This is a genomic window from Leucobacter sp. NPDC058333 (genome assembly GCF_042726155.1).
Lineage (GTDB): Bacteria > Actinomycetota > Actinomycetes > Actinomycetales > Microbacteriaceae > Leucobacter.
In genome coordinates this window covers 1,424,796-1,450,703 of the sequence record NZ_JBHXHV010000001.1, presented here as the reverse complement: position 1 = coordinate 1,450,703, position 25,908 = coordinate 1,424,796, and the positions used below count along the sequence as shown (strand labels likewise).

Here is a 25,908-nt window from a genome sequence, read left to right as displayed (position 1 = left end):
GTCTAGGGCGTCTCGGGCCGCCCGGCTGCGCGATAGCGGTGGACTCGCCAGGGTTGCGCCGCGCCGCCCGCACGCGCGCTGTTACTTGCGGGGTCGACGCCGCCGCCGCGAGCGGTCAAAGCGGCCTCAGCGACGAGATGCTCGTCCGCTGCCGAGAGCAGGTGCACTCCTGGCGCCGGCGATGTTTCGAGCAGCCGCATGAGCGCTGCGATCTGGGTGGCGAACGAGAGGTCCATGACCTCGATGGGGTTTCCCTCCCCCGCCGTGTAGTTGATTCCGCCGCCCGCGGCGAGCACACGTACCCCGTGCACCGACTCGGTTCCAGGGCCGCGCCACGCGGCAATGCCTGGCCCGATCTCGCGCATTGACCAGCCCGCGGACCGCATATCGTCGAGTGCGATCTCATCGTCGATGCCGCCAGCGACCGCAACAACTGCGCCGTCCCGCAGCGTCGCCATCGCCTCGGAGCCCAGCGTGTGCCAGACCCCCGTCGCGCTGACGACCACGTCGGCGTTCGGCAGCGCCGACGCACCGGGTGCCGCCTCGTAGCCGTCGTGGATCGCGAGCAGCGCGCGCACCGGATCCTGCTCGATCACCACGATCTCTGCGCCGAGCGCCGCAGCGAACTGAGCAACGCCCTGCCCGACCGGCCCATACCCGATCACGGCCCAGCGCGATCCGGCGATGCCCGCGTATGGGCGCGGAGCTGCACCATCGAGCACGTCTGCAATGGCAAACACGCACGACTGGCCGGTGCCGATTCGATTGTCGAAATCGGTCTTCGTGCGCGCGTCGTTGACCGCGATCACCGGAATGCGCAGTTCGTCGAGCGCCGCCATTTCACGCACAGGCCGCACGCCGCTCGTGGTCTCCTCGGCCGCGCCGAGCAGCGTTGCGACCGCCGCCGGGCGCTCCGTGTGTGCGAGCCGCACCAGATGCGCTCCGTCATCGATGAGCAGGTCTGGCGACCAGTCGAGTATCGCCGCGGCGTGAGCAGCATCGATCTCGAGTGCGGTATCCGCGACGGCCGCCGTCGGCGCGAACACCGCTATGCGCTCGTCGCGCGCGAGCTCGGCGGCGATTTCTGGGTCGGTCTCTGACACCGCGCTGAACACCGCGACGGCGCAGCCGGCGTCGGCGAGCACACGCGCGAAGGCGGCTGTCTTCGGCTCGAGCACGAGGCTGACGCCAATCCGCAGTCCAGCGCCGCCGAGAGCAGCGTCAGCCCGTTTCGCGCCCAGCCGAGCGGCGAGTGCCGTGGTCGCAGGCATGCCGGTCGCCGCCCACGCGATCCGCGCCGCAGCGCTCGCCCCCCGCGGGTTTCGCAGGCTGCCATCGAGCCCGACGATCACACCGGGCAGCCGATCGCGGTAAGCCATCGGCGACTCAGCGTGTTCCACCTGTTCGACGTGATCGACGAATGCAAAGTCTACGGGGACAGTCGACTCGCGCAATCGCGCGCCCATCCGCTGCAGCGCGTGGGTCAAGGCGGACCTCACGCCGGCATCAGCAACGCTTATCGATGCGGTGCTCCCGGCGATGAGCCGGTTACCGGCACGTGCCGCAGTTCGAATTACTCGTTCGATGACGAGGCTCGACGAATTACTCATCGGCATCAGTCGTCCGCTTATTGTCGAGGGTGTTCTCCCATTGTGCACACGCCGAGTCTGCATCGGCAGGAAGCTGGAGTGCGGCGCGCGCAGCGGCTGCCGCAGTTCCGATTTCTTCCGCTCCCGCCCAGTCATACGCAATGGCCTTCGCCGCTGTGAGCTTCGCGACTCGCTGCGCCTGCACCCGATCCGTTTCGAGAGTGTCTGCAACTTCTGCGACGGGGGCGTCAGCGACTGCGGGCCAGGTGCGCTTCGGCGACGTGAGCTTTTTCTTCGCGATTGCACTCTGTTCGGCGACGTCGGTCATGGCCGCGGAGAACTTTTTCGTGCTGGGCGACAGGTCGCGACTCACGGCAAGCCGCAATTGATCCAGCTCGACATCAGCGGTGTCCCACGCGTCGTTCACCGGGCACACCGCGTCCAAATACACGGCTCCCGCGCGGCTCACCGTGAGTGACTCTGGCTTCGGCGTTGGCTCGGGCGCAGAGCAGCCGACCGTCGCGAGCACGACCAGGGCGATGCCGAGGCTCGCGCTGAAACGACGGGTGTGACGCATGCTCCGAGACTACCGTCGCGAGCGGGCCTCGCCGCGAGACCGAGGCGGGGATAGGCTTGCCCCATGGCGAGATATCTGAACGAAGCAGACGCAGCGGCAGCCGGATTCACTATCACGCACGAGCCAGACCGCAGCCGCTACGTCATCACGGCAAGCGGTCCAGATGGCGGGCGCGTCGTCGGCGAGGCGCACTACGCCCTGCGAGGCAACGATGTCATTGACTTCGACCACACCGTCGTTGCTCCAGAGCTGCGCGGAAACGGCCTGTCAGGGCTTCTCGCGCGTCGCGCTGTCACGGGCGAAGCGGTCGGCGAGCGCCGAATTGAAGCATCATGCTGGTTCATCGACGGCTACCTGCAGCGGCACCCCGAGTTGCTCGCAGCGCAGGCCGACTCGGCAGATTCTGGCGAATCAGCGAGCTAACCGACGCGGTCTCACGCGTCTGAGTCTTTGTCTTTCCGCTTGAACTTGCGCACCTTCGCGGGCGCGGGCGTGCCCTGTTGGATCAGCGCCGTCAGATCTTTTTCAATGAGTTGCTGAATGCGGCTCTCGCGCTCTTCGCGGTACTCGTCATTGTTGCCACCGCTGTAGTACGGGTGCTCAGCGCGGTCAGCCAGTGATGTTCCGATTTCGTCCCACGCCATCTCGCGAGCGCGCTCAGCCGCCGTATTCAGATAGGTGTCGTCCGCGGCGCGGGCGCGCAGCTCTTCGGCGACTTTTTCGTACACCTCTTGGCGGTGGCGCAGCGTGCGGTTGTCGTCATTGCCGTAGTCGGACTCACTCCACGAGCTGCGGCCGGTGTCACGAATCTCGCCGCGCATGCGCGAGATGTGTGCAGCGTCTCGCTCGCGCTCTTCAGCGAGGTCGATGGTCGTGGTGCGCACCATGTCAATAATTTGATCGGCGTCATAGTCGACGTGGCGTTTCAGCGCGTTCATGATGATCGCGTTCTTCACGGTCATGCGAACTGCGACGTCAGCGACGAGCAGACCCTGCTCCACAATGTCTTCAACCGGCGCGAGCACTCGCCGAGGCAGCCGCCGCGGTGGGCGCGATGAACCTCGCTTGCGCTTCTTGAACCAGCCGAACACCGCGCTCCTTCCGGGCCCGAGTGGGCACTCGACCATTATCTCCTACTCGACCGACATCCCACAGATCGAGATCGGCGACCCGCGCGTCGATGCGGAAGCACGCGCACTTTCCCCGCCAAGCCATTCGTGCAACACTGGAAGGGACCCCGAAATTTGGGGTGCGGACGAGGGAGCAGTACCCGCCTATTGACGACTGCCAGAGGGACAGTGTCATGTCAGTGGCGTGGATATTACTGATTCTGAGCGGCATGCTCGAGGCCGTCTGGGCGACGGCGCTCGATGCGTCGAAGGGGTTTCGTAAGCTGTGGCCTTCGGTCACGTTTGTGGCCGCATACATCGCCAGCATGGCTGGACTCGCCTACGGCATGACTCAGATTCCCGTCGGCACCGCGTACGCCGTCTGGGTGGGAATTGGCGCTGTGCTGACCGCGGCGTGGGCCATGGCAACGCGTAAAGATCGCGCGACGGTGCTGCGAGTGGTGCTGCTCATCGGCCTCATTGCCTGCGTCGTCGGCCTGAAGGCGGTGAGCTGAGATGGCTCGCGCGATTCGTTTCTCGCCGTCGGTCAAACCTCCGGTAAGCGACTCACCCAAGGTGGCTCGACCGGCGCACTGGATCGTGCTGCTGGCCAGCGCGATTCTTGAGTCGGTCTGGGCGCTCGCTCTGCACGACGCGCAGGGATTTACCGTGCTCGTGCCGACCATCGTGTTTTTCATTGCAAACCCGATCAGCATGATCGGGCTCGGTTACGCAATGCGCGGCCTCCCGGTGAGTACCGCCTACGCGATCTGGACGGGGCTCGGCGCGGCACTCACGGTGGGGGCGTCAATGGTGCTCGGAACCGAGGCGCCGTCCGTGCTGAAGCTGCTGTTTCTCGCGGGCATCATCGGCTGCGTGATCGGACTCAAGTTCGTGAAGGATCCTGCGTAGCCTCAAGCGACACCCACACCGCGGCGGCGGCGGCGGGTCCGAGACTCACCGGCGTCTCTGGCTCGCTCGCTGCGTCGCCAACCCGAACCGTGACCGTCTCGGAGTATGGCTCGCCCGGCAACAGATGCAATACTGCATCGACCACGATGCCACGACCAGCGAAGAACTGCAGCATGCCGTTGTCAGCGTCTGAAATACGCTCGACGCGAGCGCGACTTGGCGCCGGCGCCGCGAGCAGCTGCATCGCATCGGGGCGGTGCACCGCCCCGGCAGCGCTCGGAATCGGGTCACCGTGTGGATCGCGCGTTGGAAAGCCGAGCACGCGATCCATCCGGTCGATGAACTCGTCGGACACTGCGTGTTCGAGACGATCGGCTTCATCGTGCACCTCGTCCCACTCGTATTCGAGGTGGCGCACCAAGAATGTCTCGAGCAACCGGTGTCGTCGAATCATGGCGACTGCGTGCACGCGTCCGAGGTCGGTGAGCGTCACGCTTCCGTATCGCGCGTGCCCAATGAATTCGAGGTCTGAGAGCTTGCGAAGCGCATCAGAAACAGTCGACAATCGGACGCCCGCTGACTCGGCGATGGCGGAGTTCGAAATCGGCGCGTCTGACCACTCTTGCAGACCCCAGATCACTTTGAGGTAGTTCTGCATGCTCGGAGACAGATCGTCGACACTCACCGCACCAGGATATCGGCCACCACGGGAGACCGGCAGGTCACCCGTGCGCGAACCGGTCGAGGATCGCTCGGAGTTCGATGAGGGCAGTGTCAAACGCGGCGTCATCGGCACCACCCACACCGATCACAAGCCCCGCCATGCCGGCGTTGCTCCCCCGTCGTTGCCAGTATCTACCGAGCGCCTGCGCCCCCAAGCCTGCGGACTCGGTCGCGGCGACGACCGCAGCTTCTCGACGGCGGGCGCGTCCCGAGTCGTCCAAAAATTCGATGACGGCGTGTAACCCGCCGTCCATCTGGCGAACGCGCGCGGATTCTGTGCCAGCGAGCCGCTCGGAGACAAGGTCACGTCGAGCGGCGTAGCGCCGCAGCATGCGGGCCGTGTGTCGTCGCAATTCGCCGCTCGCGAGGTAGGCCGCGAGCGCAGACTGGACGACGCTCGAAACAGGACCACCGAGGTCTCGGCGCACGGGTTCTATGCGCGCGCGCAACCCCGCTGGAGCGAGCAGATAGCCCGCCGAGAGCGCCGGGGTGATCGTGCGTGAGAACGTTCCGAGGAGCACAACGACCCCCGTTTCGGGGTCGTCGAGCGCTGCGAGTGTGGGGAGCGGTGTGCCCGTGTAGCGCAGTTCGGAATCAAAGTCGTCTTCAATGATGACGACGCCGTTGCGCCGAGCCCAGGTGATCAGGGCGCGCCGACGCGCCAGTGGCAGCGAGCCGCCGAGCGGATACTGGTGGCTCGGCGTCACGATCACAGCGTCGAGCAAGCCGTCCGGGAGTCGCCCGGTGTCGAGCCCCTCACCGTCGGCCGGGAGTGCGACGATGCGAGCGCCCGCGCGCGCAGCAGCGCCGCGCAGTGAGGGGATACCGGGATCTTCGACGCCGACCACGAGATCGCGCCCGCGTGTGGTGCCGAGAGCCGTCAGTAACAACCAGAGTCCGTCTCGCGTGCCTGCCGTAACAAGCACGTCGAGAGCCGCGCGTGGGGTGCCGCGCATGCGACGCAGATGCTCGGAGATCTCATGTCGCAGTTTCGGATTGCCGAGCGACGGGGCCACGGCCGAGGCGGCGGACACATCTGCGGCGGCCTCGCGCCAGGCGGCGCGCCACGCTGACCCCACGACGCCGTCCGTGATTGGCACGCCGGGCGCAAGCGGCGCGAGCGAGACAAGTTCGCCGGCTCCCGTGCTGACACCGGCGCCCACACCCGCTTCCGTCGCAATAAGCGCCGTGCCCGATTCGCCTCCCGCAAGGCGCACCGCGTCGAGCTGGGTGCGCGCCAAATCGGGGTGTACAAGCGTGCCGCGGCCCTGGGACGCGGCCAGATAGCCCTCACCAATGAGTTGCTCGTAAGCGGCGACAACAACGCCCCGCGCTACCCCGAGGCGTCGCGCGAGTTCGCGCGTCGCGGGCACCGTCTCCCCCGGCCGCAGCACCGTCGCGTCAATGGCTTCGCGCAGAGCTCCGGCGAGTTGTACCGGCAGCGGTGTGTCCGAGTGGCGGTCGAGGTGTACGGGAAACCCGCCTGCGGCGCGACCTCGGGCGGCGGGTGCGCGATCCGGCGCCAGCGTCTGCCGTGTCCCGTCGTTTGCGCGCTTCTCCGCGTTTGCGCCGGTCATGAAAACACCGTGCCAGTACTGCCGAGTCTGGCGCGCATCACATCGATCGCCTCGGGATTGTCGTCGATCAGCAGGAAGCGACGATCCAGCTCAGCCGCCGCCGCACCGGCCGTGCCACTCCCGGCGAACGGGTCGAGCACCCAGTCGCCCGGACGCGTCGAGGCCTGAATGATGCGGCGCAAGATACCCGCCGGTTTCTGAGTGGGGTAGCCCGTGCGTTCCCCTCCCGTTGGAGAGACGATCGTGTGCCACCAGGTGTCAGTGGGCAATTTGCCGAGTGCAGCTTTCTCAGCGGTCACAAGACCGGGGGCCATATACGGCTCGCGATCCACGGCCTCAGCATTGAAGTAATACCAGTCCGGGTGTTTCGCGTACACCAAGATATTGTCGTGTTTTGCAGGCCACCGACGCTTTGTGCGCGCGCCATAGTCGTAGGCCCAGATGATCTCATTGATGAAGCACTCAGGGCCGAACAGGGCGTCAAGCAGCACTTTTGCGTAGTGCACCTCGCGATAGTCGAGGTGCAGATAGAGCAACCCATCCGGCGAGAGCAGCCGCCAGGTCTCTTCGAGTCGCGGTTCGAGAAACTCCCAGTAGTCGCCGAAACGATCGTCGTATCCAAGGGTCATTTCGCGCGTGACCCGATAGCCCTGACCGCGAAACCCGAGCCGACTGCCCGGCTCCGCCAGCTCCGACGGCGACTCCGAGTCTGAAACGCGCGTACCGCGCACTCGCTCTGCCTGCTGCACACGACCCGTGTTGAACGGCGGGTCGAGGTACGCAACGGCGAACGCGGCTGTCGGGAGTGAGCGCAGGATCGTCAAATTATCACCGCGCATCACCCGACTCGGCCCGTCGGCGTTCCAGGGCTCACTCACCCCTCCAGGGTACTGTCCACCGCGGCCACGTTAGAACGCGAGCGGCTCCTCCCCGAGCGCGGGCAGCGGATCGAGCACACGGGCCATCACTGCCGGGTCGAGGTGCTCGACCTGAGCTGGTGACCAGCGCGGATTGCGATCCTTGTCGATAATCTGCGCGCGCACACCCTCCGCGAAATCGGGCATGGCCGCGAGCCGTCCAAGCGTCCGCAGGTCGTCGGCGAGCACTTCAGGCAGTCGCAGCTTCAACCGCCGCGTGCGGTCGATCTGAGCGAGCGTCACGGCGACCGAAGTCGGGCTCATGGTGCGCACGGCCTTCGCGGTGCTCGCCGCGTGCGCGTGGGTGCTCGACTCGAGGGCGCGAATGAGTCGCTGTGCCGCGCCGACGGGGTCTGAGCTGGCAGCGAGCTCGCCATCCCCGAGCGCCGCCTCGGCAATCGGCGTCCACCAGTCACGCGCGTTGAGCAACGCGGATACGGGCGCGGGCTCGCGCGCGGCGTCTACCGCGGCGTTCGGATGTTCCCCAGCGGCGAGCGCGGCGCGCAGGCTGTCAAGGCGCTCCGTCGGCACGAAGGCGTCGGCGAATCCGAGCGCGATCGCATCGCCAGCGGTCATGTCTCCAGCGGTGATGGCGAGAAGTTCACCCAGTCGGTGGGGGGCATGAGCAAGCAGTAGATGGCCGCCGACGTCTGGCACAATGCCGATGCGCGCCTCTGGCATGGCGAGTCTGCTGCGCTCGGTGACGACGCGCAGCGCCGCGTGCCCGGTGAGGCCGATCCCACCTCCCATAGTGATGCCATCCATAATGCCGACCACCGGGGGTGAAGAGGTCGCGATTGCGTAGTCGAGCCGGTATTCGGCCGCGAGAATCGTGCGCGCCGAGCCGCTCGAGATCTCTTTGATGTCTCCCCCGCCGCAGAATCCACGCTCGCCGGCACCGTCGAGCAGGATCGCGCCAGACCCGTCTTGCTGCGCTATGGCGACCGCATTCGTGAGCTGAGCGAACATCGAAGTATTCAGGGCGTTGATGGCGCGCGGCCGGTTCAGCGTGAGGTGCGTGATCGCTCCGTCTCGACGCACCAGCACCAGGGGTGCGTCGCTGCTACCGGACTGCGAGTGCGCTGCGTCGCTCATCTCAGCACCGTATCATCGGGGGCCGCAGCAGCGAGCGAAGCGAGCGTTCACGGGGTCGGGTGCAGCGCGTCGTACCGTTGAAACCCGCGCGCAGTGCGCAGCAGCACGAGCATGATGCCGAGAATCACGATTCCGCCGAACAGCGCGGGCGCCCACAGCGCAACGAGCGTCGCAATGCCACCGGCGAGCAGGTCGCCGACACGTGGTCCACCCGCCACGACCACATAGAAGAGGCCCTGCATGCGACCGCGCACGTCGTCAGGAGCCGCAGCCTGCAAGATCGTCGTGCGGAAGACCGCGCTGACGTTGTCGGCGGCTCCCGTGCCGGCGAGTGCGAGCCCAGCGCAAATGATCGCCGGAATAATCGGTTCATCGGTGCGCTCGCTGACGCCGGACGTCGTCGCCGTGACGAGCAGCACCAGCCCGAACAGCGCGGTGAACACACCGAACGTCGCGATCGCGAGGGTGACTGCGCGACCCTGCCGGCGCACACCGCCGAGGGGGCCAGAAAAGAGACCGCTCAGCAGCGCACCGACAGCGAAGGCCGCGGTCAGCACGCCGACGGTGATGGGGCCACCGCCCAGCACGAGCGCACCCGCTGCGGGGAATACGACGCGCGGCGTGCCGAAGATCATCGCGACGAGGTCCCAGATAAACGTCGCGCGCACGTTCGGTGCGCGCTTCAGGAACGTGAGGCTCCCGACAACCGAGCGGAACGTTGGCGCCACGCGCTCGCCGCCGGGGGCCATGCTCGGCAGACTCAGGATGCCGAGGAAAGCGCCCGTGAACAGCACCGCATCGAGCAGATAGGTCCACGGCACTCCGACGCTCGCGACCAGCACCCCGGCGACTGCTGGTCCGACGGTGATCGCAAGACCCATCGTGATGCCACTCAGCGCCGCGGCCGCGGGCAGCAACCGTGTCGGCAGTAGCCGCGGCAGCATCGCGCCGCGTGTCGCACCCATAATCGTTGCCGATGCGGCGTTCACTGCAGCAAGGGCGTAGTACGGCCAGGTCACCTGCACATCGAGGAAGGCGATCACGGTCATGGTGCCGATACTGAGCCACGCGGCAATTGCCGTGCACAGTGCCACCAGTCTTCGGTCAAACGCGTCGGCCAGCGCGCCGCCCACGAACCCCGCGAGAATCATGGGTCCGAGCGCCCACAGCGCGACGAGCGACACCGCAAACGTTGAGCGCGTGAGCTCGTAAATATGCAACCCAACCGCCACGATCGTCACCTGCGCACCGATCTGAGCGATCGAAGTTCCGGTCCACAGTTTCGCGAACGCCGGGCTCTCGCGCAGTGGGGTCGTGTCGACCAGCAGAGATCGAAGCGTTCGTCTGCGTGCTCCGGATTCGCTGGCGGGATCGTTCACCGCATCAGAGTAGTGCACGCGAGAGGCGGCGCTTCGACGCCACTCTTGCCCTCTGCGCCCAACGAGCGTCTCCACATCATTTACTGTGTGCTTGCTACTTTAAACACCTGGGCATAGTCTTTTACGTGGCTGAAGTTCCATGTTGTTCGGCCCGCAGGGGGAACGTACTCTGACCGCACACCTCGACTCGTCGAGTTGTGCGCACTCGGAAGATGCTGCGAGGGGTGTAGAGGACGAAAAACGCGCGCTGACGCCGCGTTATCTTATTCACTCACAATCCCAGGAGAACTCATGAAGTTCACGAACAAGCTGGCCAGCGCGGCCGCACTCGGCGTGATCGCCGCACTCGCATTTGGCGGCGCTGCCGCACAGGCGGCGGAGGGCGATCCGATCACCCTGGCTCCCGCGATCACGCTCGGCGCGACATCGTTCACCGTGTCGGGCGAAAACTGCGTCAATCCGACCGGTGCCCCAGGCGAAGTGGTCGCGGTGCTCGCGACCGATGATCCCGCCAATCCGATTATGAAGACCGATTTCGCAAGTGCCGACGGCACCTGGAGCATCAGTCTCGACGCTCCCTCCGAAAGCGGCGTCTACGAAGTCGCCGCGTACTGCAACCTCTACGCCGATCAGTTCGCCTACGCGACATCCGATCTGCGGGTCAGCAAGGCCGCGGGCGTGCAGCTCTCGGTGAGCGAGGCGAAGCAGCTGGAATCGTTCGACTTCAGCGGTGCTGGCTTCGCCCCCAACGAGTCGGTTCGCGTCGAGTTCCGCCAGAATGGCGTGCTCGTCGAGAGCCTCGGCACAGTCAGCGCGTCGGATGTCGGTGAGATCCTGGGCCAGATTACCCTCGGTAACACGCTCGCTCTCGGCGCGTACGACGTGGTCTTCATCGGCGAAGAAAGTGGCACGGAGCTCAGCGCTCCGCTCACAATCACCGATGGCACCGGAGGCGGCGGCAACGGCGGCAACTTGATCGACAACAGCGCTGCAACGCCCGTTGATCCGGCAGCGATTGCTCGCCCCGCCTCCCCCGGTACACTCGCGACCACGGGTGGCGAGAGCTTCGCTCCCCTCGCAACCATCGGCGGCGTGACCGCGCTCGCGCTCGGCGCTGGCGCTGTCGCCGTCGGCCGCCGCAAGGCCCGCGCAGCCCGATAATTCCGAAAAATACGTTGAGATAGGTAGTTCAACTGCGTACCACCGCGAAACCCAATACCCCCGATCTGGCTGGGCAGCCCCCGTCCAGGTCGGGGGTATTGCGGCGTGTCATTCGCGTGTGCGGGGCGACGCTCCTCGTGCTGGTGCTCACGGCGACAGGGTTTGCTGCCGCTGTTGCCGCGCGCATTACACCGGTGTCGATGCCCGAGCTCGGATTCAGCGATACAGCCGAACCGACACCGCAAGACGATGGCGTCGTCTACATGTTCGTCGGCGCTGACTCCGGTATCGAACGCAGCGATTCCGACGTGCAGGCCGAAACGCCTGACGGGCAAGCCCGGGCCGACGCGATCGTACTCGTGCGTCTCTCCCCCACTGGCACCGCCTCAGCGGTGTCGATCCCCAGAGACATGTTGTCGCTCGACGGTTCGTGGGAGCCCATGTCACTGAAGCTCCTCGACGGTCCGGAATCGCTGATGCGGGGCGTGTGCGACACCATCGGGGTCACCGTTGATCGGTACGTGTCGATCGACGGCGCTGGATTCGTCGATGCCATCGATGCGCTCGGCGGCGTCGACGTTGACGTCGATCACCCCGTGCGGGACACTGCCGCAGAGCTCAGCATCGAGCGAGCGGGTCGCCAAACCATTGACGGCACCACAGCCCTCGCGCTTGTTCGCTCGCGCCACCCCGAACAGCTGATTGACGGTCGCTGGAAGGGAGTCTCGGAAGCCGACGGCGCGAAACAACGGTCAGCTTGGGCCGCCACCTTGCTCGACGGCGTGCGCACGTCTATCAGCGAGGCCGGTCCCGCGACCCTCGTGCGCACGGTCTGGTCAAGCAGCGATGCACTCAGCTTGGGCGGCGGGTTTCATCCCGGCGAGTTACAACGCCTTTCGCAGGCCAGCTTGAAGGTGTCAGAGCTCCCCACCAACAAGATTGGCGACGGCCGAGCGATTCTTGCGGATGAAAGCAGCCGCGGTGCGCTGACACTCGCAGGCTTCAACACCGAGTGCGTGGTGCCACACTAGCGAGCTCCAGCGTGCCAGCCGCTAATAACCGGGACCGGGCACCACGTCGTTCGACGAGGCGAAGCAGGGCGACGTCGAAGCAATCTGAATTTCTTCGTCTGCGCCGTCGCCCTTCACCAGAATGCGGGTCGCCGTCTTCGGGTCAGTAGCGACGAGTCGCCTGTTGCGAAGCACATCGTGATCAGGAACGAGTGTCCACTCGAGTTCGCCCAGGCGCGCTTCGATGAACGCGACAGCTTCACCGGGCGTCATCGACTCATCAAGAGTCACGGTCGTGATGCCCAGCCACCGATACTCGCGGGAGTTGCAGACGTCAACATCGCCAGTTTCGGCCTGATCCACCTCGACCACAGCCTCGGCTGGCAGCAGGGCGACGACCGTTCGTTCGAGCTCCTGCGAGGTCGCCTTTGCGGTGTGCCAGGTCACCGCGGGTGTCGCTGCAGTCTCGGACTGAGCGGGCGGGGCCGAACAGGCAGCGATCGCACACGTCGCGAACACGGCGACGAGCACCGCGACTCCGCGACGTAAATACAACATTCTGGGGCTCCTCAATGCTGCCAGTTGGCTATTGCGAACAGAGCCCCACACCCAGTTCATTCGCAGTCTATCGTCTGTCCGGCCTAGACCGAATTCGGATTTGATTCCAAGATACGGGCGTTCGGTCGTGACTCGCAACCGGAAGCACGCCTCGTCTCGACTCCCCACTAGGCTCAATCTCATGTTCGACGACCGATACGACCTCGATCCCGTCGCCCGCATGAAACCACGCCGCGGCCCCGCCGAGCGAAAGGACGTACCTCTCGCAAAAGGGCTCGTGCTTGAGCACACCGAGACGGAGTGGTGCGGCGCGGTCGTGAGCGCGCGCGAGGGGCTCGTGCAGCTCGAAGACTTCCGAGGCAAGGTACGCGCCTTCCCACTGACTGACGGGTTTCTCGTCGACGGCGTGCCCGTGCGGCTCGTGCGCCCAGCTGCACAAACGGGTCCGCGAAAGCGCACGGCGTCCGGTTCGTTCGCGGCCCCTCAGCAGCGGGCACGCACGGCGATGCCGAGCCGCATCTTCGTTGAGGGCAAGCACGATGCTGAACTCGTCGAACAGGTATGGGGCGACGATCTGCGGGTCGAGGGTGTCGTGGTTGAGTTACTGCAGGGTGCCGATAATCTCGAACAGGTACTCGCCAAGTTCGGCCCAGCAGCAGATCGCCGCGCGGGGGTGCTGCTCGACCACCTCGTGCGTGGCAGCAAAGAAACTCGGATCGCAGACGCGATCGCCCGCGGTCCGCACCGCGATCACGTGCTCATTGTCGGGCATCCGTTCGTCGATATCTGGCAAGCTGTCAAACCGGAGCGCGTCGGGTTACAGGCCTGGCCGGCAATCCCGCGCAGTATCGAGTGGAAATCAGGCATTTGCCGAGCCCTCGGTTGGCCGGGCGACGAGCCGGCCGATATCGCTGACGCGTGGTCGCGCATTCGGGGGCGCGTACGAAGCTTCAGAGATTTGGAGCCCGAACTGGTGGGACGCATGGAGCACCTCATCGATTTCGTCACGGTGGGCTGACGCCGGCTCACACGCCTCATTCATCGTCGCGCTCTCTCCGCTGTTCTCGCACCGCGGAACTCGGCAGATCGCGGCACCCGCGGGGGTATCCTGATCAGCACTGGAACTCCCGAGGAGGTTGCCGTGGCAAGCCCGATGTTTCTTTTGATGCCGCAGTGGCAGGGATCACCATCGTCCCGCGCGATGCAACTCGCTGAGGGCGCGGATGCGTTGCGCGAAGATCTACCAAAATCGGCGCTCACCGAGATCGCAGTGCCGCTTGAGGCCGGTGATGCCATGGGCACACCCGTCGCGCGCTTGAGTAGTTTGCTGCGCGCACGCGAGGCAGCACGCACGGCGCTTGAGCCGATCCTCGTCGAGGGCCGTCCGCCCATCATCGTCGGCGGCGACTGCGCGTCTTCGCTCCCGGGTATCGAGGCTGCGGTGCGCACAACGGGCAAACTTGCGGTGCTCTGGTTTGACGCGCACGCCGACCTGCAGCACCCGAGCACCTCGCCATCTGGCGCGGCGTCAGGGATGACCCTGAGGCACGCACTCGGCGAAGGCTCCCCCGATCTACTCGCTGAACCAGCACTCGATCCAGGAGCTCTCACGCTCGTCGGCACTCGCGCGCTCGATCCCGAAGAGGTGATCGACCTCGAACGGCTCGAGATTGACATTGTGCGCGCGACGGTGTCATCGCCAGCCGCGGCTGCAAGCACCGACGCTGCAGGCGCGGGCACCGATGCTGCAGGCGCAAGTGCGAGCACAGATGCCCTACATCGTGCCATTCTCGACCGCATCAGTGGCGCCGATGGCCTTTACATTCACATCGACCTCGATGTCCTCGATCCGTCAGAGTTTTCTTCGGTGCACGCGCCGGAACCGTTTGGGCTGAGCATCGCGGCACTCACCGGCGCGATACGTGCGGCCGTCGCGGCCGTGCCGCTCGCGGGCGCGGCGATCTGCGAGTTCGCACCGGCCGACGCGCACCGCGCGGCCGAAGATCTTCCCACGGTGCTCCGCATCCTCGCGGCTCTGACGTCTGGGTCGCGGGCCGCAGAAGCGTCCGACACCGGGGCGAGCGAGTGACCGTGAGCCGCCGACCCTGGCCGTTCGCCGCCGTCGGATTTTGGTACGCGACCTGCGTCGGCTTCATCTGGGGCGCCATTTGGAGCCGCGGGCGCATCGAACGGCGCGAGGGGCTCTGGGTATTCACCGGAATGCCCAAGTGGACGTTTGGCCGCGGCGGCAGCTGCGTCGGCGCCTGCTACCTCACGAGACACAACGTCTCGGAGCCCGTGCTGCGACACGAGCGGGTGCATCTTGAGCAGTGGCGGCACTACGGCATGGCTCTGCCCATTTTGTATGCGCTTTCGGGGCGAGACCCACTACGCAATCGCTTTGAAATCGAGGCCGGACTGCGCGACGGCGGGTACATTCGCGGCGAGTAACTTGAGCGCGACGCTCACTGTCGAAGCTCCCTAAACTGACGGTATGTCCACTCCGATAGAGGCACCCGCGACTGTTGACGAATTCGCGTTTCTCGCGAGCGATGCCGAGCGAGTAGGCGCCGCAGGGCCGCTGCCGACCGTGCGGCGCGTGTGGGCAACAGCGCCGGATCACCGGTCGGTCAGCGGCCTGTCCTTTGCAGGTGAGCACCCGCCTGAAATCGTCGCGCTGCACGGCGCCGGACTGAACGCGCACAGTTTTGATCCGACGCTGCTCGCCCTCGGCCGCCCGGCGCTCTCACTTGATTTGCCAGGACACGGCCGGAGCGATTGGCGAGAAGACGCCGACTATCGACCACAGCGCTTGACGGCAGCAATCGCCGCCGCACTCGATCAGCTCACGGTCGGCCCGGTAACTCTGCTCGGGCACTCGCTTGGCGGCCTGACCGCGGCGCTCGTCGCCGAGCTGCGGCCCGAACGGGTGCGCGATGTCATCCTGGTTGACATCACCCCGGGCGTCTCGCCTGCGCGCGATGCGAGCGCCGTTCGCGAGTTCATTCAGGGCAAGCGTGACTTCGCGACCGTCGACGAAATCGTTGCGCGAGCTCAGCAGTTCGGCATCGGCCGCGATCCCGAGGCGCTCATGCGCGGCGTCACGCTGAACACGCGGCGCCGAGCAGACGGCCGCCTTGAGTGGACGCATCATCTGGCGCACATGGATGGGTTGACCATCGGCGGAGCGAGTGGTGACGGCGACGACGCGGCCCTGCACCCGTACGAGCCCATTTGGGAGTCGCTTGAGTCGCTCAAGGTTCCTGTCTCGCTGATCGCCGCTGGCCGAGGGATGTGCGGCCCCGAGCATATTGCGGAGTGGCGTTCCCGGTTGCCTCGCAGCCCGGTCGTCACCGTTGCTGGACCGCACAACCTGCACGAGGCTGCGCCACTGGACCTGGCCAATGCGGTACGCGATCTGCGACACTGAAGCGATGACCGTAGACCAGTCTTTTCCCGCGCACGTGTTCGATGTGCTGGGTGTTGAGCCCCGCGTATATGACGATCTGATCGGCGGCGCAGTGCGCGTTATCGAAAAGCGGCCCGACGGGGGCCCGATCACAGTAATGACGTCTGGTGCGTCACTCCTGCCGACTGACTCGGGCGAACGCGTCGAACTGGCCGTCGAAGTGCTCGATGGCCAGCAGGGAGCGGCCCGCATCGCACTGAGTATCGTCTGCGATGACATTGCGACGAACCGGCGCGTGCCCCCGGTGGGAACACCGTGGCGCAACAGTAACCCGTTTTTGAAGGACACGCTCATCTCGGCGATCATGGCGACGTCGTCGCGGTGGGGCGACACCTTCGACGAGGTGCGCGGAGCTGACGGCGCCATTGCGGGTCACGTGCGCACGTTACGGCTCCTCACCGACGCAGAGGCGACGTACGCGACGGCGAACGGATGGCCGGCGCTCGTCGCCGCAGCTGGCTCGGTCGATGCGTTGCTCGATGTCACGCGCGAGGACACGGTTGAGCGGGCGCCGATCGCCGGGAATTCGCCGGTCTTCATTACCAAACTTCACGCAGACCATCCGCCGAGATGGCTGACCTATACGGGCAATGAGCTGCAGTCGGTCACCGGCCTTGAGTCGAACGAGTACATGGACGATGCGGCGAATCTTGAGGTCTGGTCGACCGATTCATACGTCAAGCGCTTCCCGTGGGTTGCCGACTTCGTGCGCACCGCGCGAGCGGGCCAGACTGCGCTCTTCACCGACGATTCGGGCGCATTCACCATCGAAGACGATTAGCCAGTCGTCTCGCGCACTGCAAGCTACGCCCGCTTACGGCTCGCGATTTCGTCGGAGAGCTGTTGCACCAGAGCGGGGTCCGCATCTTGAGCGAGGGCCACACAGTGGTCCATCACGGCTGGCCGATAGCGCACCGGAAACCGCTGCCCCGGTGCGAGACGGGTGAGCTCAGTGGTCGTGAGATCCTCGTCAGCGACACCGCGAAACGCACCGCCATCGGCAGTCTCAACATCGAGCATGAGCACGACGCGCGGATTGCTATTGACCTCGCGCCAGTCGACGAGCACGCCGATAGCCAGCTCCCCTGATCTCAGCTCTGCGTTGCGCTTGCGAGCTTCGCCGCTCAACGACGGATTCGGGGCGATTCCCGGGAAGTCGGGCCCGACTCCCAGCGATTCTGGCGAGAGATCGGGTCGCAGCTGCGCCATTACGTCGTTGAGTTTCTTCTTCGACCCGAACATGAGCGCAGCGCTGTCTAGACGACCGCGGCCGAGTCTTCGCCGCGCAGGCTACGCAGTATCGCTTCGCGAAGATCCACCGGCGGACAGTTACTATCGCGTTCTTCCTCGCAGGCTCGCTTCACCACATTGGTGAGCTTCTCGCACGCGTTGCGCTCGTCTTGACAAGACGGACACTCGGCAATGTGCTCACGGATCGGCGCTGATTCCTCTGCGCAGAGTTCGCCCCTGAGCAGCTCGTAGACATTCGCCTTAGCCTGCTGGCAATCACTCATCGAACTGCTCCCTTCTTGGACTGTTTCGTACCCGTATTGAGTCCAACGCCCTGCTCGTTGGCGTATTCCCCGAGCGCCTTGCGCAAGCGGGCTCTCCCGCGATGCAAGCGGCTCATCACGGTGCCGATCGGCACCTCCGCGATGTCGGCGATCTCTTGGTAACTGAAGCCTTCGACGTCCGCGAGGTAGACCGCGATCCTGAAGTCTTCTGGCAACTCGTTCAACGCCGTGGTGACCACGGAATCAGGCGTCCGGTCGATCGCCTCGGCCTCGGCAGAGCGCGACGACATCGCAGTCGTCGACTCCGCACCGCCCAGCTGCCAGTCTTCGAGGTCGTCGACGGCACCGAGATACGGTTCGCGCTGCCGCTTCCGATACGTGTTGATGTAGCTGTTCGTCATGATGCGGTACAGCCACGCCTTGAGGTTCGTGCCTTCCTGGAACGAACCGAAGGCCGAAAACGCCTTCAAGAACGTCTCCTGAACGAGGTCCTGCGCGTCTTGCGGATTGCGCGTCATTTTCATGGCCGCGCCGTACAGCTGATCGAGCATCGGAAGCGCTTCCGATGTGAAGCGCTGTTCCAGCTTCGTCTGTGCTGCGGTATCACTCACGACTCCGATCCTACTGGCGCTCGCTGCGGGTAGAATCGACCTCGATGCTGATCGCGAAGATGAACCAGGGTAAAGACGGCGACGAGACCGGCACCGGGGAGAGCCTTGACGATGGTGTCGAGCTGTGGCCCGCGCCCCTCTCAAGCGGCGCGATCAGCGCCACGGTGCCGTTGCCGGGCTCGAAGTCTCTCACCGGCCGCGAGCTCGTACTCGCGGCGCTGGCAGACGGACCGAGCACCCTGCACGTCCCGCTGCGCTCCCGCGATTCGGCGCTCATGGTCGACGCCCTCCGCGAGCTCGGCACGGAAATCACCGCAATGCCGCAGCAGACTGGCGAGTTCGTCGACCCCGATCTGCGCATCGAACCGGCCGATGAGCTCACCGGATCCACAACGATCGAGTGCGGCCTCGCCGGAACTGTCATGCGGTTCGTGCCACCGATCGCCGCGCTCGCGCTCGGCCCCGTCGCCTTTGACGGCGACCCCTACGCGCGCAAGCGCCCGATGCGGCCCGTGCTTGACGCGCTTCGGGACCTCGGCGCCGATATCGCTGACGAGGGACGAGGCGCGCTTCCGTTCACGGTGCACGGGCGTGGGTCTCTGCGCGGCGGACGCGTCGAGATCGACGCATCGCTGTCGAGCCAGTTTGTATCAGCGCTGTTGCTCGCAGGTGCTCGGTTCGACGAGGGCGTGCACGTGGTGCACACGGGTGAGCGACTCCCCAGCCTCCCCCACATCGAGATGACGATTGCGGCGTTGCGGGCTCGCGGTGTCGAGGTCAGTTCGCCGGCGACCGGGGAGTGGATCGTCGCGCCCGGGCCGATCCGCGCCATTGACGTGACGATCGAGCCCGATCTCTCAAATGCCGCTCCGTTCTTGGCTGCCGCCGTCGCCACCGGCGGCAGCGTCACGGTGCCCCACTGGCCCGCTGCCACGACTCAGGTCGGCGACCTGCTGCGAAGCCTGCTTACCGAGTTTGGGGCGAGCGCGACGCGAGATGACACGGGCAATCTGACGGTGCGCGCGCAGGGCACGCTCGCGGGCGTCACGCTGCACGTCCCAGAGGCGGGCGAGCTCGCCCCAACGCTCGTGGGCCTCGCCGCCCTTGCAGCTCATGGTTCGGACGGCACCGATGGCTCCCCGAGCTCAATCACCGGCATCGGCCACATTCGTCACCACGAGACCGACCGCATCGCGGCTCTGGTCGCCGAGATCAATGCTCTGGGCGGAGACGCCGCCGAACTCGACGACGGCATTGAGATTCGACCGGCGGCGCTCCACGGCGGGGTGTGGCACAGCTACGCCGACCACCGCATCGCCACCACCGGCGCGCTCATCGGGTTGCGCATTCCCGGCATCGAGGTCGAGGACGTTGCCTCGACCTCGAAGACGCTCCCCCGGTTCACCGAACTCTGGAGCGAGATGCTGCGACGCGACTCGTCCGTCGACCCGGCCGCGAGCACGGGCATCGACGTCGCGTTTGACGCCACCGCGGGGCTTGGACCGGCCATCAGTGGCCTCGGGCGAGCCGCGCGCGGCTTCATCGAAGGGCTCTAAACCGTGAGCTGGCTCACCCCCGACGACGACACCGACGATCCGTACTCGGAATATGCAGACCTCCAGGTGCGGCAGCGACCGAATCCGAAGGCGAACCGACCGCGCACGAAGCGCCGCCCCGAGCACGCCGATGCGGTCATCGGGATGGTGACCGCGGTCGATCGCGGCCGATACACCGCGCTGGTCGGCGCTAGCGCCGATCCTGACGACGCCCGTGAGCGCAGCGTGCTCGCCTCGCGCGCACGCGAGCTGCACCGCACAGCCATCGTCATTGGCGACCGCGTACAGCTCGTAGGCGATACGAGCGGGGCCGAGGGCACGCTCTCGCGGATCGTGTCTGTTGAGGATAGACGCACGCTACTGCGCCGCAGCGCCGACGACAGCGACCGTGTCGAGCGGGTGATGGTCGCGAACGCCGACCAAATGCTGATCGTCGTTGCCGCCGCGAATCCTGAGCCACGCGTGCGCCTTGTTGACCGTTACCTGGTAGCGGCCTACGACGCTGGCATCACACCCCTGATCTGCATCACGAAGGTCGATCTCGCCGACCCTGAGCCGTTTCTCGCGCATTTCGCGGCGCTCGAGGTGCCGGTGTTTCACTCGGCACCTGACGCGTGGCCGCTGGCCGACATTCGCGCCTCACTCGCGGGGCGCACGACGGTCTTCGTCGGCCACTCTGGCGTCGGCAAATCAACACTGATTAACGCACTCGTTCCCGAGGCTGAGCGCGCCACGGGGCACGTCAACGAGGTCACAGGGCGGGGCCGCCACACGTCGTCGTCGTCGGTCGCGCTGCGTGTGGCAACGCCTGGTGCCTCCAACGGTGAAGCCGGGTGGGTCGTCGATACGCCGGGCGTACGCTCCTTCGGGCTTGGCCACGTCACCACCGAGGGCATCCTGCGCGGCTTCACTGATCTCGCCGAGATAATTGACCTCTGCCCGCGCGGATGCACGCACCAAGACGATGCCCCCGACTGTGAACTCGATGCGGCGATGTCTGACGGTCGACTGGACGCGGCGGGTGCCGCCCGCGTTGAGTCGCTGCGTCGCCTGCTGAAGTAGGGCCATGCTCGGCCGATAGGGTGCTGCCTGCCCGAGGACGCGCCGCTAGGCTAAACGCATGACTGATCGCGTTGTCCTTGAAACCGGCCAGCAGGCCCCTGATTTCACCCTCCTCGACCAAGACGGCAATACGCGCGCGCTCGCTCAGTACAGCGGAAAGCGTGTGATCCTGTTTTTCTATCCCGAGGCCATGACCCCGGGGTGCACGACAGAAGCCTGCGACTTCCGTGACTCGACCGTTCCGCTCGAGGCGGCCGGGTATCACGTACTCGGCGTTTCGCGCGACTCCGTCGAGAAGCTCCGCAAGTTCGCCGACCGCGACGCGCTCAGCTATCCCCTGCTGAGCGACCCCGACGCCGCCGTGCACCACGCATACGGCGCCTACGGCGAGAAAAACAACTACGGCCGCATCGTGCAGGGCGTCATTCGATCGACCTTCGTCATCGACGAATCTGGGCGCATCGCCCACGCCCTCACCAATGTGAAGGCAACCGGACACGTAGCGCGCTTGCGCAAGCTGCTCGACGTCTGACCCGGCATTGCGCGCGAAGGGCGCTCAACGGGCGCACAGCGCCCGTTGAGCACCCTTCGCGTATCGGCGGCTAGAACTCGTTGCCGTGCTCGTCGTAGGCGGGCCGCGGCTCGGGTCGCGCGAGCACGGCGGCGACGAAACCGAGCAGCGCAACCGCCACGAGCGTAAAGCCGAACTGCCAGCTGCCGATACCGAGCTGCAGGCACCCGGTGCCAGCGGCAAACAGCAACACGTGAATCGTGAGGGATGATCCCCGCACCCAGCTCGGGCGGCCGCGCACGGCAGCAACTGCGGTGATCGCAACCCACACGAGTGCGAGTACAGCCATCACTACCAGACTGACGTTCTGCGTCACGGGACCCTTCGAGCCGAGTGCCGCTGAGAACGAGAAGATCACGACGCCGATCAGCAGAGCGCTCTCGAGGACGAGCAGGATCCGGAGCACCGCCCACCCCGCACGTGAACGTGGGTGATCAGGAGATGTCGGGGGCATTGCGGCTCGCTTTCCAATCAATTGCGTATTACCTATTGATTTGCATCTATATCCGTGGAACTATATAACCCGTCGAGTATCGCGCACACCGACGTGAGCATTCTCAGCCACGTATTAGGTAGTTACGTCGCGAAACTAGGCTATCCGGTCTCCGGATTGTTCGCGCGCGTGCGTTACAGAGGAGGACACATTGGATTGGCGTGAACAGGCAGCTTGCCTCACAGTAGACCCGGAGCTTTTTTTCCCGGTCGGTAACACGGGGCCAGCGGTTGAGCAGATTGAGCGGGCCAAGTCGGTCTGCGCACGGTGCACCGTCACCGAGATGTGCTTGCAGTACGCAATGGACACGGGCCAGGATTCGGGCGTGTGGGGTGGCTTGAGCGAAGACGAGCGTCGCGCTCTGAAGCGTCGCGCAGCTCGCGCACGCCGCGCCTCCTAAGTAGTTTCACGAACGGCCCGGTGCTTCGGCACCGGGCCGTTCGTCGTACTCGGCCCTGCGATGCCGGGCCCGGCGGCTGCGCGCCTGCCGTCAGTAAATCGGCTTCGGTGAGATAACTTGGCCCGCAGGCGTCTCACCGAAGCCGAATCTCTCACCGAGGCCAACCCTCACATGCGAGACTGAGCCCCTCGCCCCAGGCCTGCGTTGAAACCTAGTCGGTTCCGGCGTCGAATGCCGCCGAGAGGCCGAGCTCGTCGGCGTCCTCATCGATGCCGCCGACAGCGTTGGCGATCTCTGCCGCACCACCCTGCTCAAGCTGGCCAACGAGCTCAGCGATCGAGCCGCCCACGAGGCCGAGCTGCGCGTACTGCTCAAGGCGCTGACGCGAGTCGGCGATGTCGAGGTTACGCATCGTGAGCTGTCCGATGCGGTCCACAGGGCCGAACGCGGCGCCCACGGTGCGCTCCATCGAGAGCTTCTCGGGGTGGTAACTCAGGTTGTCGCCCTCGGTGTTGAGGATCGTGTAGTCGTCGCCGCGACGCAAGCGCAGCGTGACCTCGCCGGTCACGGCCGAGCCGACCCAGCGCTGCAGCGCCTCGCGCAGCATCAGCGACTCGGGGTCGAGCCAGCGACCCTCGTACATCAGACGACCCAGCTTGCGACCGTCATTGTGGTAACTCGCGAGCGTGTTCTCGTTGTGAATAGCGTTCACGAGGCGTTCGTACGTGATGTGCAGCAGCGCCATGCCCGGTGCCTCGTAGATGCCGCGCGACTTCGCCTCGATAATGCGGTTCTCGATCTGGTCGGAGACGCCGAGACCGTGACGGCCGCCGATGGCGTTGGCCTCGAGCACGAGCGCCACCGGATCGGAGTACTCGACACCGTTGATTGCGACGGGACGGCCGGCTTCAAACCGCACCGACACCTCCTCGGTCGCAACCTCGACGTCATCACGCCAGGCAGCGACGCCCATGATGGGTTCAACGATATCGAGACCAGCGTCGAGGAACTCAAGCTTCTTTGCCTCGTGCGTCGCGCCCCAAATGTTCGCGTCGGTCGAGTACGCCTTTTCAGTCGCATCGCGGTACGGGTAGCCGTTCGCGACGAGCCACTCGCTCATCTCGTGACGGCCACCGAGCTCTTCGACGAACTGGCGATCGAGCCACGGCTTGTAGATGCGCAGTGCGGGGTTGGCCATCAGACCGTAGCGGTAGAACCGCTCAATGTCGTTGCCCTTGTAGGTCGACCCGTCGCCCCAGATGTCGACGCCGTCTTCCTTCATGGCGCGCACGAGCAGGGTGCCGGTGACGGCGCGACCGAGCGGCGTGGTGTTGAAGTAGGTCTTGCCACCCGAACGCACGTTGAACGCGCCGGTCTGCAGGGCGACGAAGCCCTCTTCCACGAGCGGGCGCTTCGCATCCACGTGACGCGCGATTTCGGCGCCGTACTCTTTGGCGCGGCTTGCGACGCCATCAATATCGGGCTCGTCGTACTGACCGATATCAGCGGTGTAGGTGCAGGGCACAGCGCCCTTTTCGCGCATCCACGCGACTGCACAGGAGGTGTCGAGACCTCCGGAGAAGGCGATGCCGACGCGCTCGCCCACGGGGAGGGAAGATAGAACCTTGGACATGCTCTCTATCCTAGGGCTCTCAGAGCCCTCACAATTCCGCACAGGATCGCGGCGAGCGCGCCGTCGGGGTTACGAGATCAGCCCGAGCTGACGCACCGCATCGCGTTCGGCGATCAGCTCGGCCACCGACGCGTCGATGCGCGCCCGTGAAAACTCGTCGAGTTCGAGGTCGGGCACGATCTCCCAATCGCCACCGCTGGACGTCACCGGGAAAGACGAGATGAGTCCCTCTGGCACCCCGTACTCGCCGCGCGACACCACTGCGGCACTCGTCCACCGCGTGCCGGCTGAGGTTCCCAGTAGCCAGTCGCGCGCGTGCTCGATCGCCGCGTTGGCGGCCGAAGCGACCGATGATCCGCCGCGCACCTCGATGATCTCTGCGCCGCGCTTCGCGACCCGATCGATGTAGGCGCCGCGCGCCCAGTCGGCGTCCACGGCGTCGAGCGCGGCAGCACCTCGCACTGTCGCGTGGCTGAGGTCGGGGTACTGCGTCGCCGAATGGTTACCCCAGATCGTCACGCCTGAGATGTCGGTCACCGGGACCGCGGCCTCTGCGGCGAGCAAACCGACGGCTCGGTTGTGGTCGAGCCGGGTGAGTGCAGTGAAGCGATCTGCGGGCACATCGGGCGCGTTCTGCTGGGCGATCAGCGCGTTCGTGTTCGCGGGATTCCCCACGACGGCAACTCGCACGTCGTCGGCGGCGTACTCGCCAATCGCGCGCCCCTGAGGCCCAAAGATCGCACCGTTCGCCGCGAGCAGGTCGCCGCGCTCCATGCCGGCGGTTCGCGGGCGCGATCCGATGAGCAACGCGAGATTCGCGCCGTCGAAAGCGACGTTCGCGTCGTCGGTGATCTCGACGCCGGCGAGCGTCGGGAACGCGCAATCCGCGAGCTCAAGCGCCGCGCCCTCGGCCGCGCGCATCCCCTGCGGAATCTCAAGCAGGCGGAGCGACACGGGCTGATCGGGGCCGAGCAGATCGCCGGCCGCGATCCGGAACAGCGCCGCATAGCCGATCTGGCCGCCGGCGCCGGTGAGCGTGATGGTGATGGGTGCGTGTGTCACGGGACTCCCCTATCGCTTGTCGAAGGTGCGCGGATCCGGTCCGAAATTCGTTCCGGCCTCAAACGCATCAATGGTGGCCAGCTCACCATCGGTGAGCGCGAAATCAAAGATGTCGGCGTTTTCAATCAGGCGCGCACGCCGCACCGTCTTCGGGAACACGACACGTCCCTGCTGCACATGCCAGCGCAGTACGACCTGCGCGGCGCTCTTGCCGTGCGCCCGCGCAATCTCTAACAGCTCCTCGCGTTCGAACAGGTCGGACTTCCCCTGCGCGAGCGGACCCCAAGCCTCGACCACGATGCCGTGCTCAGTGCAAAATTCGACGAGCTCGCGGCGTTGGTGCAGCGGGTGCAGCTCGATCTGGTTGACGGCGGGCACGACGCCGGTCTCATCGATGAGTTGCCGAAGATCCGAAATCTCAAAGTTCGACACGCCGATAGCCGATGCGCGACCCGAGTCGGCGATATCGATGAGCGACCGCCACGCGCCCAGCGCCTCGCCATACATGGGCTGCGGCCAATGGATGAGGTACAGGTCAACGCGATCGAGTGCGAGGCGATCGAGGCTCTCTTGGAAGGCCTCTGCAGCGCGTGACTGATCAGTGTTCCAGAGCTTCGTCGTCACGAACACCTCGTCGCGAGCGAGACCGCTCTTCGCGATTGCCGCGCCGACCTCCGCCTCGTTGCCGTACAGACTCGCGGTGTCGATGTGGCGGTAGCCAACTTCGAGCGCGGTACCGACGACGTCCACAGCCTCACCCGGCTTCACGAGATAGACGCCGGCGCCCAATTGCGGAATCGTCGTGCCGCTACTGAGTGAGAGATTCGGGATCGGGAGTGCAGTCATCGTGCCCTTTCACGTCGTCGCGCCGCGTGGTGCATCGCGCAGTACACACCGCCGACCCTGCTGCCGGCGCGGTCGGCGCCAGTC

At 65.7% G+C, this 25,908-nt stretch carries 30 protein-coding genes; 14 read left to right on the top strand and 16 right to left on the bottom strand.

Features of this window, described 5'->3' with window-relative positions:
- Positions 1–2: 2 nt before the first annotated feature.
- Positions 3–1,487: an adenosylhomocysteinase gene (locus ACFWHR_RS06845; RefSeq protein WP_382447515.1), complete on the bottom strand. Its 1,485-nt coding sequence runs from the start codon at positions 1,485–1,487 to the stop codon at positions 3–5.
- A gap of 115 nt (positions 1,488–1,602) precedes the next feature.
- The gene (locus ACFWHR_RS06840; RefSeq protein WP_382447514.1) at positions 1,603–2,166 is read right to left on the bottom strand and encodes a hypothetical protein; all 564 of its coding nucleotides are present in this window, start codon (positions 2,164–2,166) and stop codon (positions 1,603–1,605) included.
- Between the two features lie 63 nt (positions 2,167–2,229).
- On the opposite strand from ACFWHR_RS06840, the gene ACFWHR_RS06835 reads away from it, so the two are divergent.
- Positions 2,230–2,589, top strand: coding sequence for a GNAT family N-acetyltransferase (locus tag ACFWHR_RS06835; protein ID WP_382447513.1), 360 nt, complete (start codon positions 2,230–2,232; stop codon positions 2,587–2,589).
- An 11-nt stretch (positions 2,590–2,600) separates the two neighbouring features.
- Here ACFWHR_RS06835 and ACFWHR_RS06830 read toward each other — a convergent pair whose 3' ends face one another.
- The gene (locus ACFWHR_RS06830) at positions 2,601–3,257 is read right to left on the bottom strand and encodes an asparagine synthase (RefSeq protein ID WP_382447512.1); all 657 of its coding nucleotides are present in this window, start codon (positions 3,255–3,257) and stop codon (positions 2,601–2,603) included.
- A gap of 218 nt (positions 3,258–3,475) precedes the next feature.
- Here ACFWHR_RS06830 and ACFWHR_RS06825 point away from each other — a divergent pair, with 218 nt between their 5' ends.
- Entirely contained in the window at positions 3,476–3,790 is a 315-nt protein-coding gene (locus tag ACFWHR_RS06825; RefSeq protein WP_382447761.1) for a DMT family transporter, read from the top strand.
- 1 nt (position 3,791) lies between these two features.
- Positions 3,792–4,187, top strand: a complete 396-nt coding sequence (locus ACFWHR_RS06820; RefSeq protein ID WP_382447511.1) for a DMT family transporter — start codon at positions 3,792–3,794, stop codon at positions 4,185–4,187.
- Here ACFWHR_RS06820 and ACFWHR_RS06815 read toward each other — a convergent pair.
- The 5 genes from ACFWHR_RS06815 to ACFWHR_RS06795 all read right to left on the bottom strand — a co-directional run bounded on the left by ACFWHR_RS06815 (position 4,162) and on the right by ACFWHR_RS06795 (position 9,878).
- On the bottom strand, positions 4,162–4,872 hold the full coding sequence (locus tag ACFWHR_RS06815; RefSeq protein WP_382447510.1) for a metal-dependent transcriptional regulator: 711 nt from the start codon (positions 4,870–4,872) through the stop codon (positions 4,162–4,164). The two genes, ACFWHR_RS06820 and ACFWHR_RS06815, sit on opposite strands and share 26 nt — an antisense overlap.
- A gap of 37 nt (positions 4,873–4,909) precedes the next feature.
- Entirely contained in the window at positions 4,910–6,487 is a 1,578-nt protein-coding gene (locus tag ACFWHR_RS06810) for a PLP-dependent aminotransferase family protein (RefSeq protein ID WP_382447509.1), read from the bottom strand.
- Complete coding sequence (locus tag ACFWHR_RS06805) at positions 6,484–7,326, bottom strand: DNA-methyltransferase (protein WP_382447760.1); 843 nt, start codon at positions 7,324–7,326, stop codon at positions 6,484–6,486. The genes ACFWHR_RS06810 and ACFWHR_RS06805 overlap by 4 nt, the downstream gene beginning before the upstream one ends.
- 69 nt (positions 7,327–7,395) lie before the next feature.
- The gene (locus ACFWHR_RS06800; protein WP_382447508.1) at positions 7,396–8,499 is read right to left on the bottom strand and encodes an enoyl-CoA hydratase/isomerase family protein; all 1,104 of its coding nucleotides are present in this window, start codon (positions 8,497–8,499) and stop codon (positions 7,396–7,398) included.
- 47 nt (positions 8,500–8,546) lie between these two features.
- Entirely contained in the window at positions 8,547–9,878 is a 1,332-nt protein-coding gene (locus ACFWHR_RS06795) for an MFS transporter (RefSeq protein WP_382447507.1), read from the bottom strand.
- 291 nt (positions 9,879–10,169) lie between these two features.
- Here ACFWHR_RS06795 and ACFWHR_RS06790 point away from each other — a divergent pair, with 291 nt between their 5' ends.
- Entirely contained in the window at positions 10,170–11,039 is an 870-nt protein-coding gene (locus ACFWHR_RS06790; protein ID WP_382447506.1) for a hypothetical protein, read from the top strand.
- Between the two features lie 98 nt (positions 11,040–11,137).
- A complete protein-coding gene (locus tag ACFWHR_RS06785) occupies positions 11,138–12,070 on the top strand; it encodes an LCP family protein (RefSeq protein WP_382447505.1) in 933 nt (310 codons plus the stop codon).
- 21 nt (positions 12,071–12,091) lie between these two features.
- Here ACFWHR_RS06785 and ACFWHR_RS06780 read toward each other — a convergent pair whose 3' ends face one another.
- Complete coding sequence (locus tag ACFWHR_RS06780; RefSeq protein WP_382447504.1) at positions 12,092–12,607, bottom strand: hypothetical protein; 516 nt, start codon at positions 12,605–12,607, stop codon at positions 12,092–12,094.
- Between the two features lie 181 nt (positions 12,608–12,788).
- Between ACFWHR_RS06780 and ACFWHR_RS06775 the strand changes: the two genes are divergently transcribed.
- The 5 genes from ACFWHR_RS06775 (at position 12,789) to ACFWHR_RS06755 (ending at position 16,857) form a co-directional block, all read left to right on the top strand.
- Positions 12,789–13,625 (top strand): DUF3097 family protein, encoded by an 837-nt coding sequence (locus ACFWHR_RS06775; RefSeq protein ID WP_382447503.1) that lies wholly within the window; start codon positions 12,789–12,791, stop codon positions 13,623–13,625.
- 123 nt (positions 13,626–13,748) lie between these two features.
- On the top strand, positions 13,749–14,696 hold the full coding sequence (locus ACFWHR_RS06770; RefSeq protein ID WP_382447502.1) for an arginase family protein: 948 nt from the start codon (positions 13,749–13,751) through the stop codon (positions 14,694–14,696).
- Positions 14,693–15,058: a Fe-S oxidoreductase gene (locus ACFWHR_RS06765; protein ID WP_382447501.1), complete on the top strand. Its 366-nt coding sequence runs from the start codon at positions 14,693–14,695 to the stop codon at positions 15,056–15,058. Before ACFWHR_RS06770 ends, ACFWHR_RS06765 begins: the two co-directional genes overlap by 4 nt.
- Positions 15,059–15,101: 43 nt before the next feature.
- Positions 15,102–16,037 (top strand): alpha/beta fold hydrolase, encoded by a 936-nt coding sequence (locus tag ACFWHR_RS06760; RefSeq protein WP_382447500.1) that lies wholly within the window; start codon positions 15,102–15,104, stop codon positions 16,035–16,037.
- Positions 16,038–16,041: 4 nt separating this feature from the next.
- Positions 16,042–16,857, top strand: a complete 816-nt coding sequence (locus ACFWHR_RS06755; protein WP_382447499.1) for a 3-octaprenyl-4-hydroxybenzoate carboxy-lyase — start codon at positions 16,042–16,044, stop codon at positions 16,855–16,857.
- A gap of 23 nt (positions 16,858–16,880) precedes the next feature.
- On the opposite strand, the gene ACFWHR_RS06750 is transcribed toward ACFWHR_RS06755, so the two are convergent.
- Genes ACFWHR_RS06750 through ACFWHR_RS06740 form a run of 3 tightly spaced genes read right to left on the bottom strand, consistent with a single transcriptional unit; the run spans position 16,881 to position 18,201 of the window.
- Positions 16,881–17,318, bottom strand: a complete 438-nt coding sequence (locus ACFWHR_RS06750) for a hypothetical protein (RefSeq protein WP_382447498.1) — start codon at positions 17,316–17,318, stop codon at positions 16,881–16,883.
- A 14-nt stretch (positions 17,319–17,332) separates the two neighbouring features.
- Positions 17,333–17,590 (bottom strand): zf-HC2 domain-containing protein, encoded by a 258-nt coding sequence (locus ACFWHR_RS06745; RefSeq protein ID WP_382447497.1) that lies wholly within the window; start codon positions 17,588–17,590, stop codon positions 17,333–17,335.
- Positions 17,587–18,201, bottom strand: coding sequence for a sigma-70 family RNA polymerase sigma factor (locus ACFWHR_RS06740; RefSeq protein WP_382447496.1), 615 nt, complete (start codon positions 18,199–18,201; stop codon positions 17,587–17,589). The genes ACFWHR_RS06745 and ACFWHR_RS06740 overlap by 4 nt, the downstream gene beginning before the upstream one ends.
- Positions 18,202–18,245: 44 nt before the next feature.
- Here ACFWHR_RS06740 and aroA point away from each other — a divergent pair, with 44 nt between their 5' ends.
- From aroA to bcp, 3 genes are read left to right on the top strand one after another with little or no spacing between them, the layout of a single operon-like run.
- Positions 18,246–19,757 carry a 3-phosphoshikimate 1-carboxyvinyltransferase gene (gene aroA / locus ACFWHR_RS06735; RefSeq protein ID WP_382447495.1) on the top strand — a complete coding sequence of 504 codons (1,512 nt, stop codon included), beginning with the start codon at positions 18,246–18,248 and terminating at the stop codon, positions 19,755–19,757.
- 3 nt (positions 19,758–19,760) lie between these two features.
- The gene (rsgA, locus tag ACFWHR_RS06730) at positions 19,761–20,819 is read left to right on the top strand and encodes a ribosome small subunit-dependent GTPase A (protein ID WP_382447494.1); all 1,059 of its coding nucleotides are present in this window, start codon (positions 19,761–19,763) and stop codon (positions 20,817–20,819) included.
- 58 nt (positions 20,820–20,877) lie between these two features.
- Positions 20,878–21,351 (top strand): thioredoxin-dependent thiol peroxidase, encoded by a 474-nt coding sequence (bcp, locus tag ACFWHR_RS06725; protein ID WP_382447493.1) that lies wholly within the window; start codon positions 20,878–20,880, stop codon positions 21,349–21,351.
- Between the two features lie 70 nt (positions 21,352–21,421).
- Here bcp and ACFWHR_RS06720 read toward each other — a convergent pair whose 3' ends face one another.
- On the bottom strand, positions 21,422–21,844 hold the full coding sequence (locus tag ACFWHR_RS06720) for a hypothetical protein (RefSeq protein ID WP_382447492.1): 423 nt from the start codon (positions 21,842–21,844) through the stop codon (positions 21,422–21,424).
- Between the two features lie 190 nt (positions 21,845–22,034).
- Between ACFWHR_RS06720 and ACFWHR_RS06715 the strand changes: the two genes are divergently transcribed.
- Positions 22,035–22,283 carry a WhiB family transcriptional regulator gene (locus tag ACFWHR_RS06715; protein WP_010156721.1) on the top strand — a complete coding sequence of 83 codons (249 nt, stop codon included), beginning with the start codon at positions 22,035–22,037 and terminating at the stop codon, positions 22,281–22,283.
- Between the two features lie 211 nt (positions 22,284–22,494).
- Here ACFWHR_RS06715 and argG read toward each other — a convergent pair whose 3' ends face one another.
- The 3 genes from argG to ACFWHR_RS06700 form a co-directional block, all read right to left on the bottom strand.
- Complete coding sequence (gene argG / locus ACFWHR_RS06710; RefSeq protein ID WP_382447491.1) at positions 22,495–23,916, bottom strand: argininosuccinate synthase; 1,422 nt, start codon at positions 23,914–23,916, stop codon at positions 22,495–22,497.
- A 69-nt stretch (positions 23,917–23,985) separates the two neighbouring features.
- Positions 23,986–24,978, bottom strand: a complete 993-nt coding sequence (locus ACFWHR_RS06705; RefSeq protein WP_382447490.1) for a malate dehydrogenase — start codon at positions 24,976–24,978, stop codon at positions 23,986–23,988.
- Between the two features lie 9 nt (positions 24,979–24,987).
- On the bottom strand, positions 24,988–25,824 hold the full coding sequence (locus tag ACFWHR_RS06700; protein ID WP_382447489.1) for an aldo/keto reductase: 837 nt from the start codon (positions 25,822–25,824) through the stop codon (positions 24,988–24,990).
- Positions 25,825–25,908: the final 84 nt, after the last annotated feature.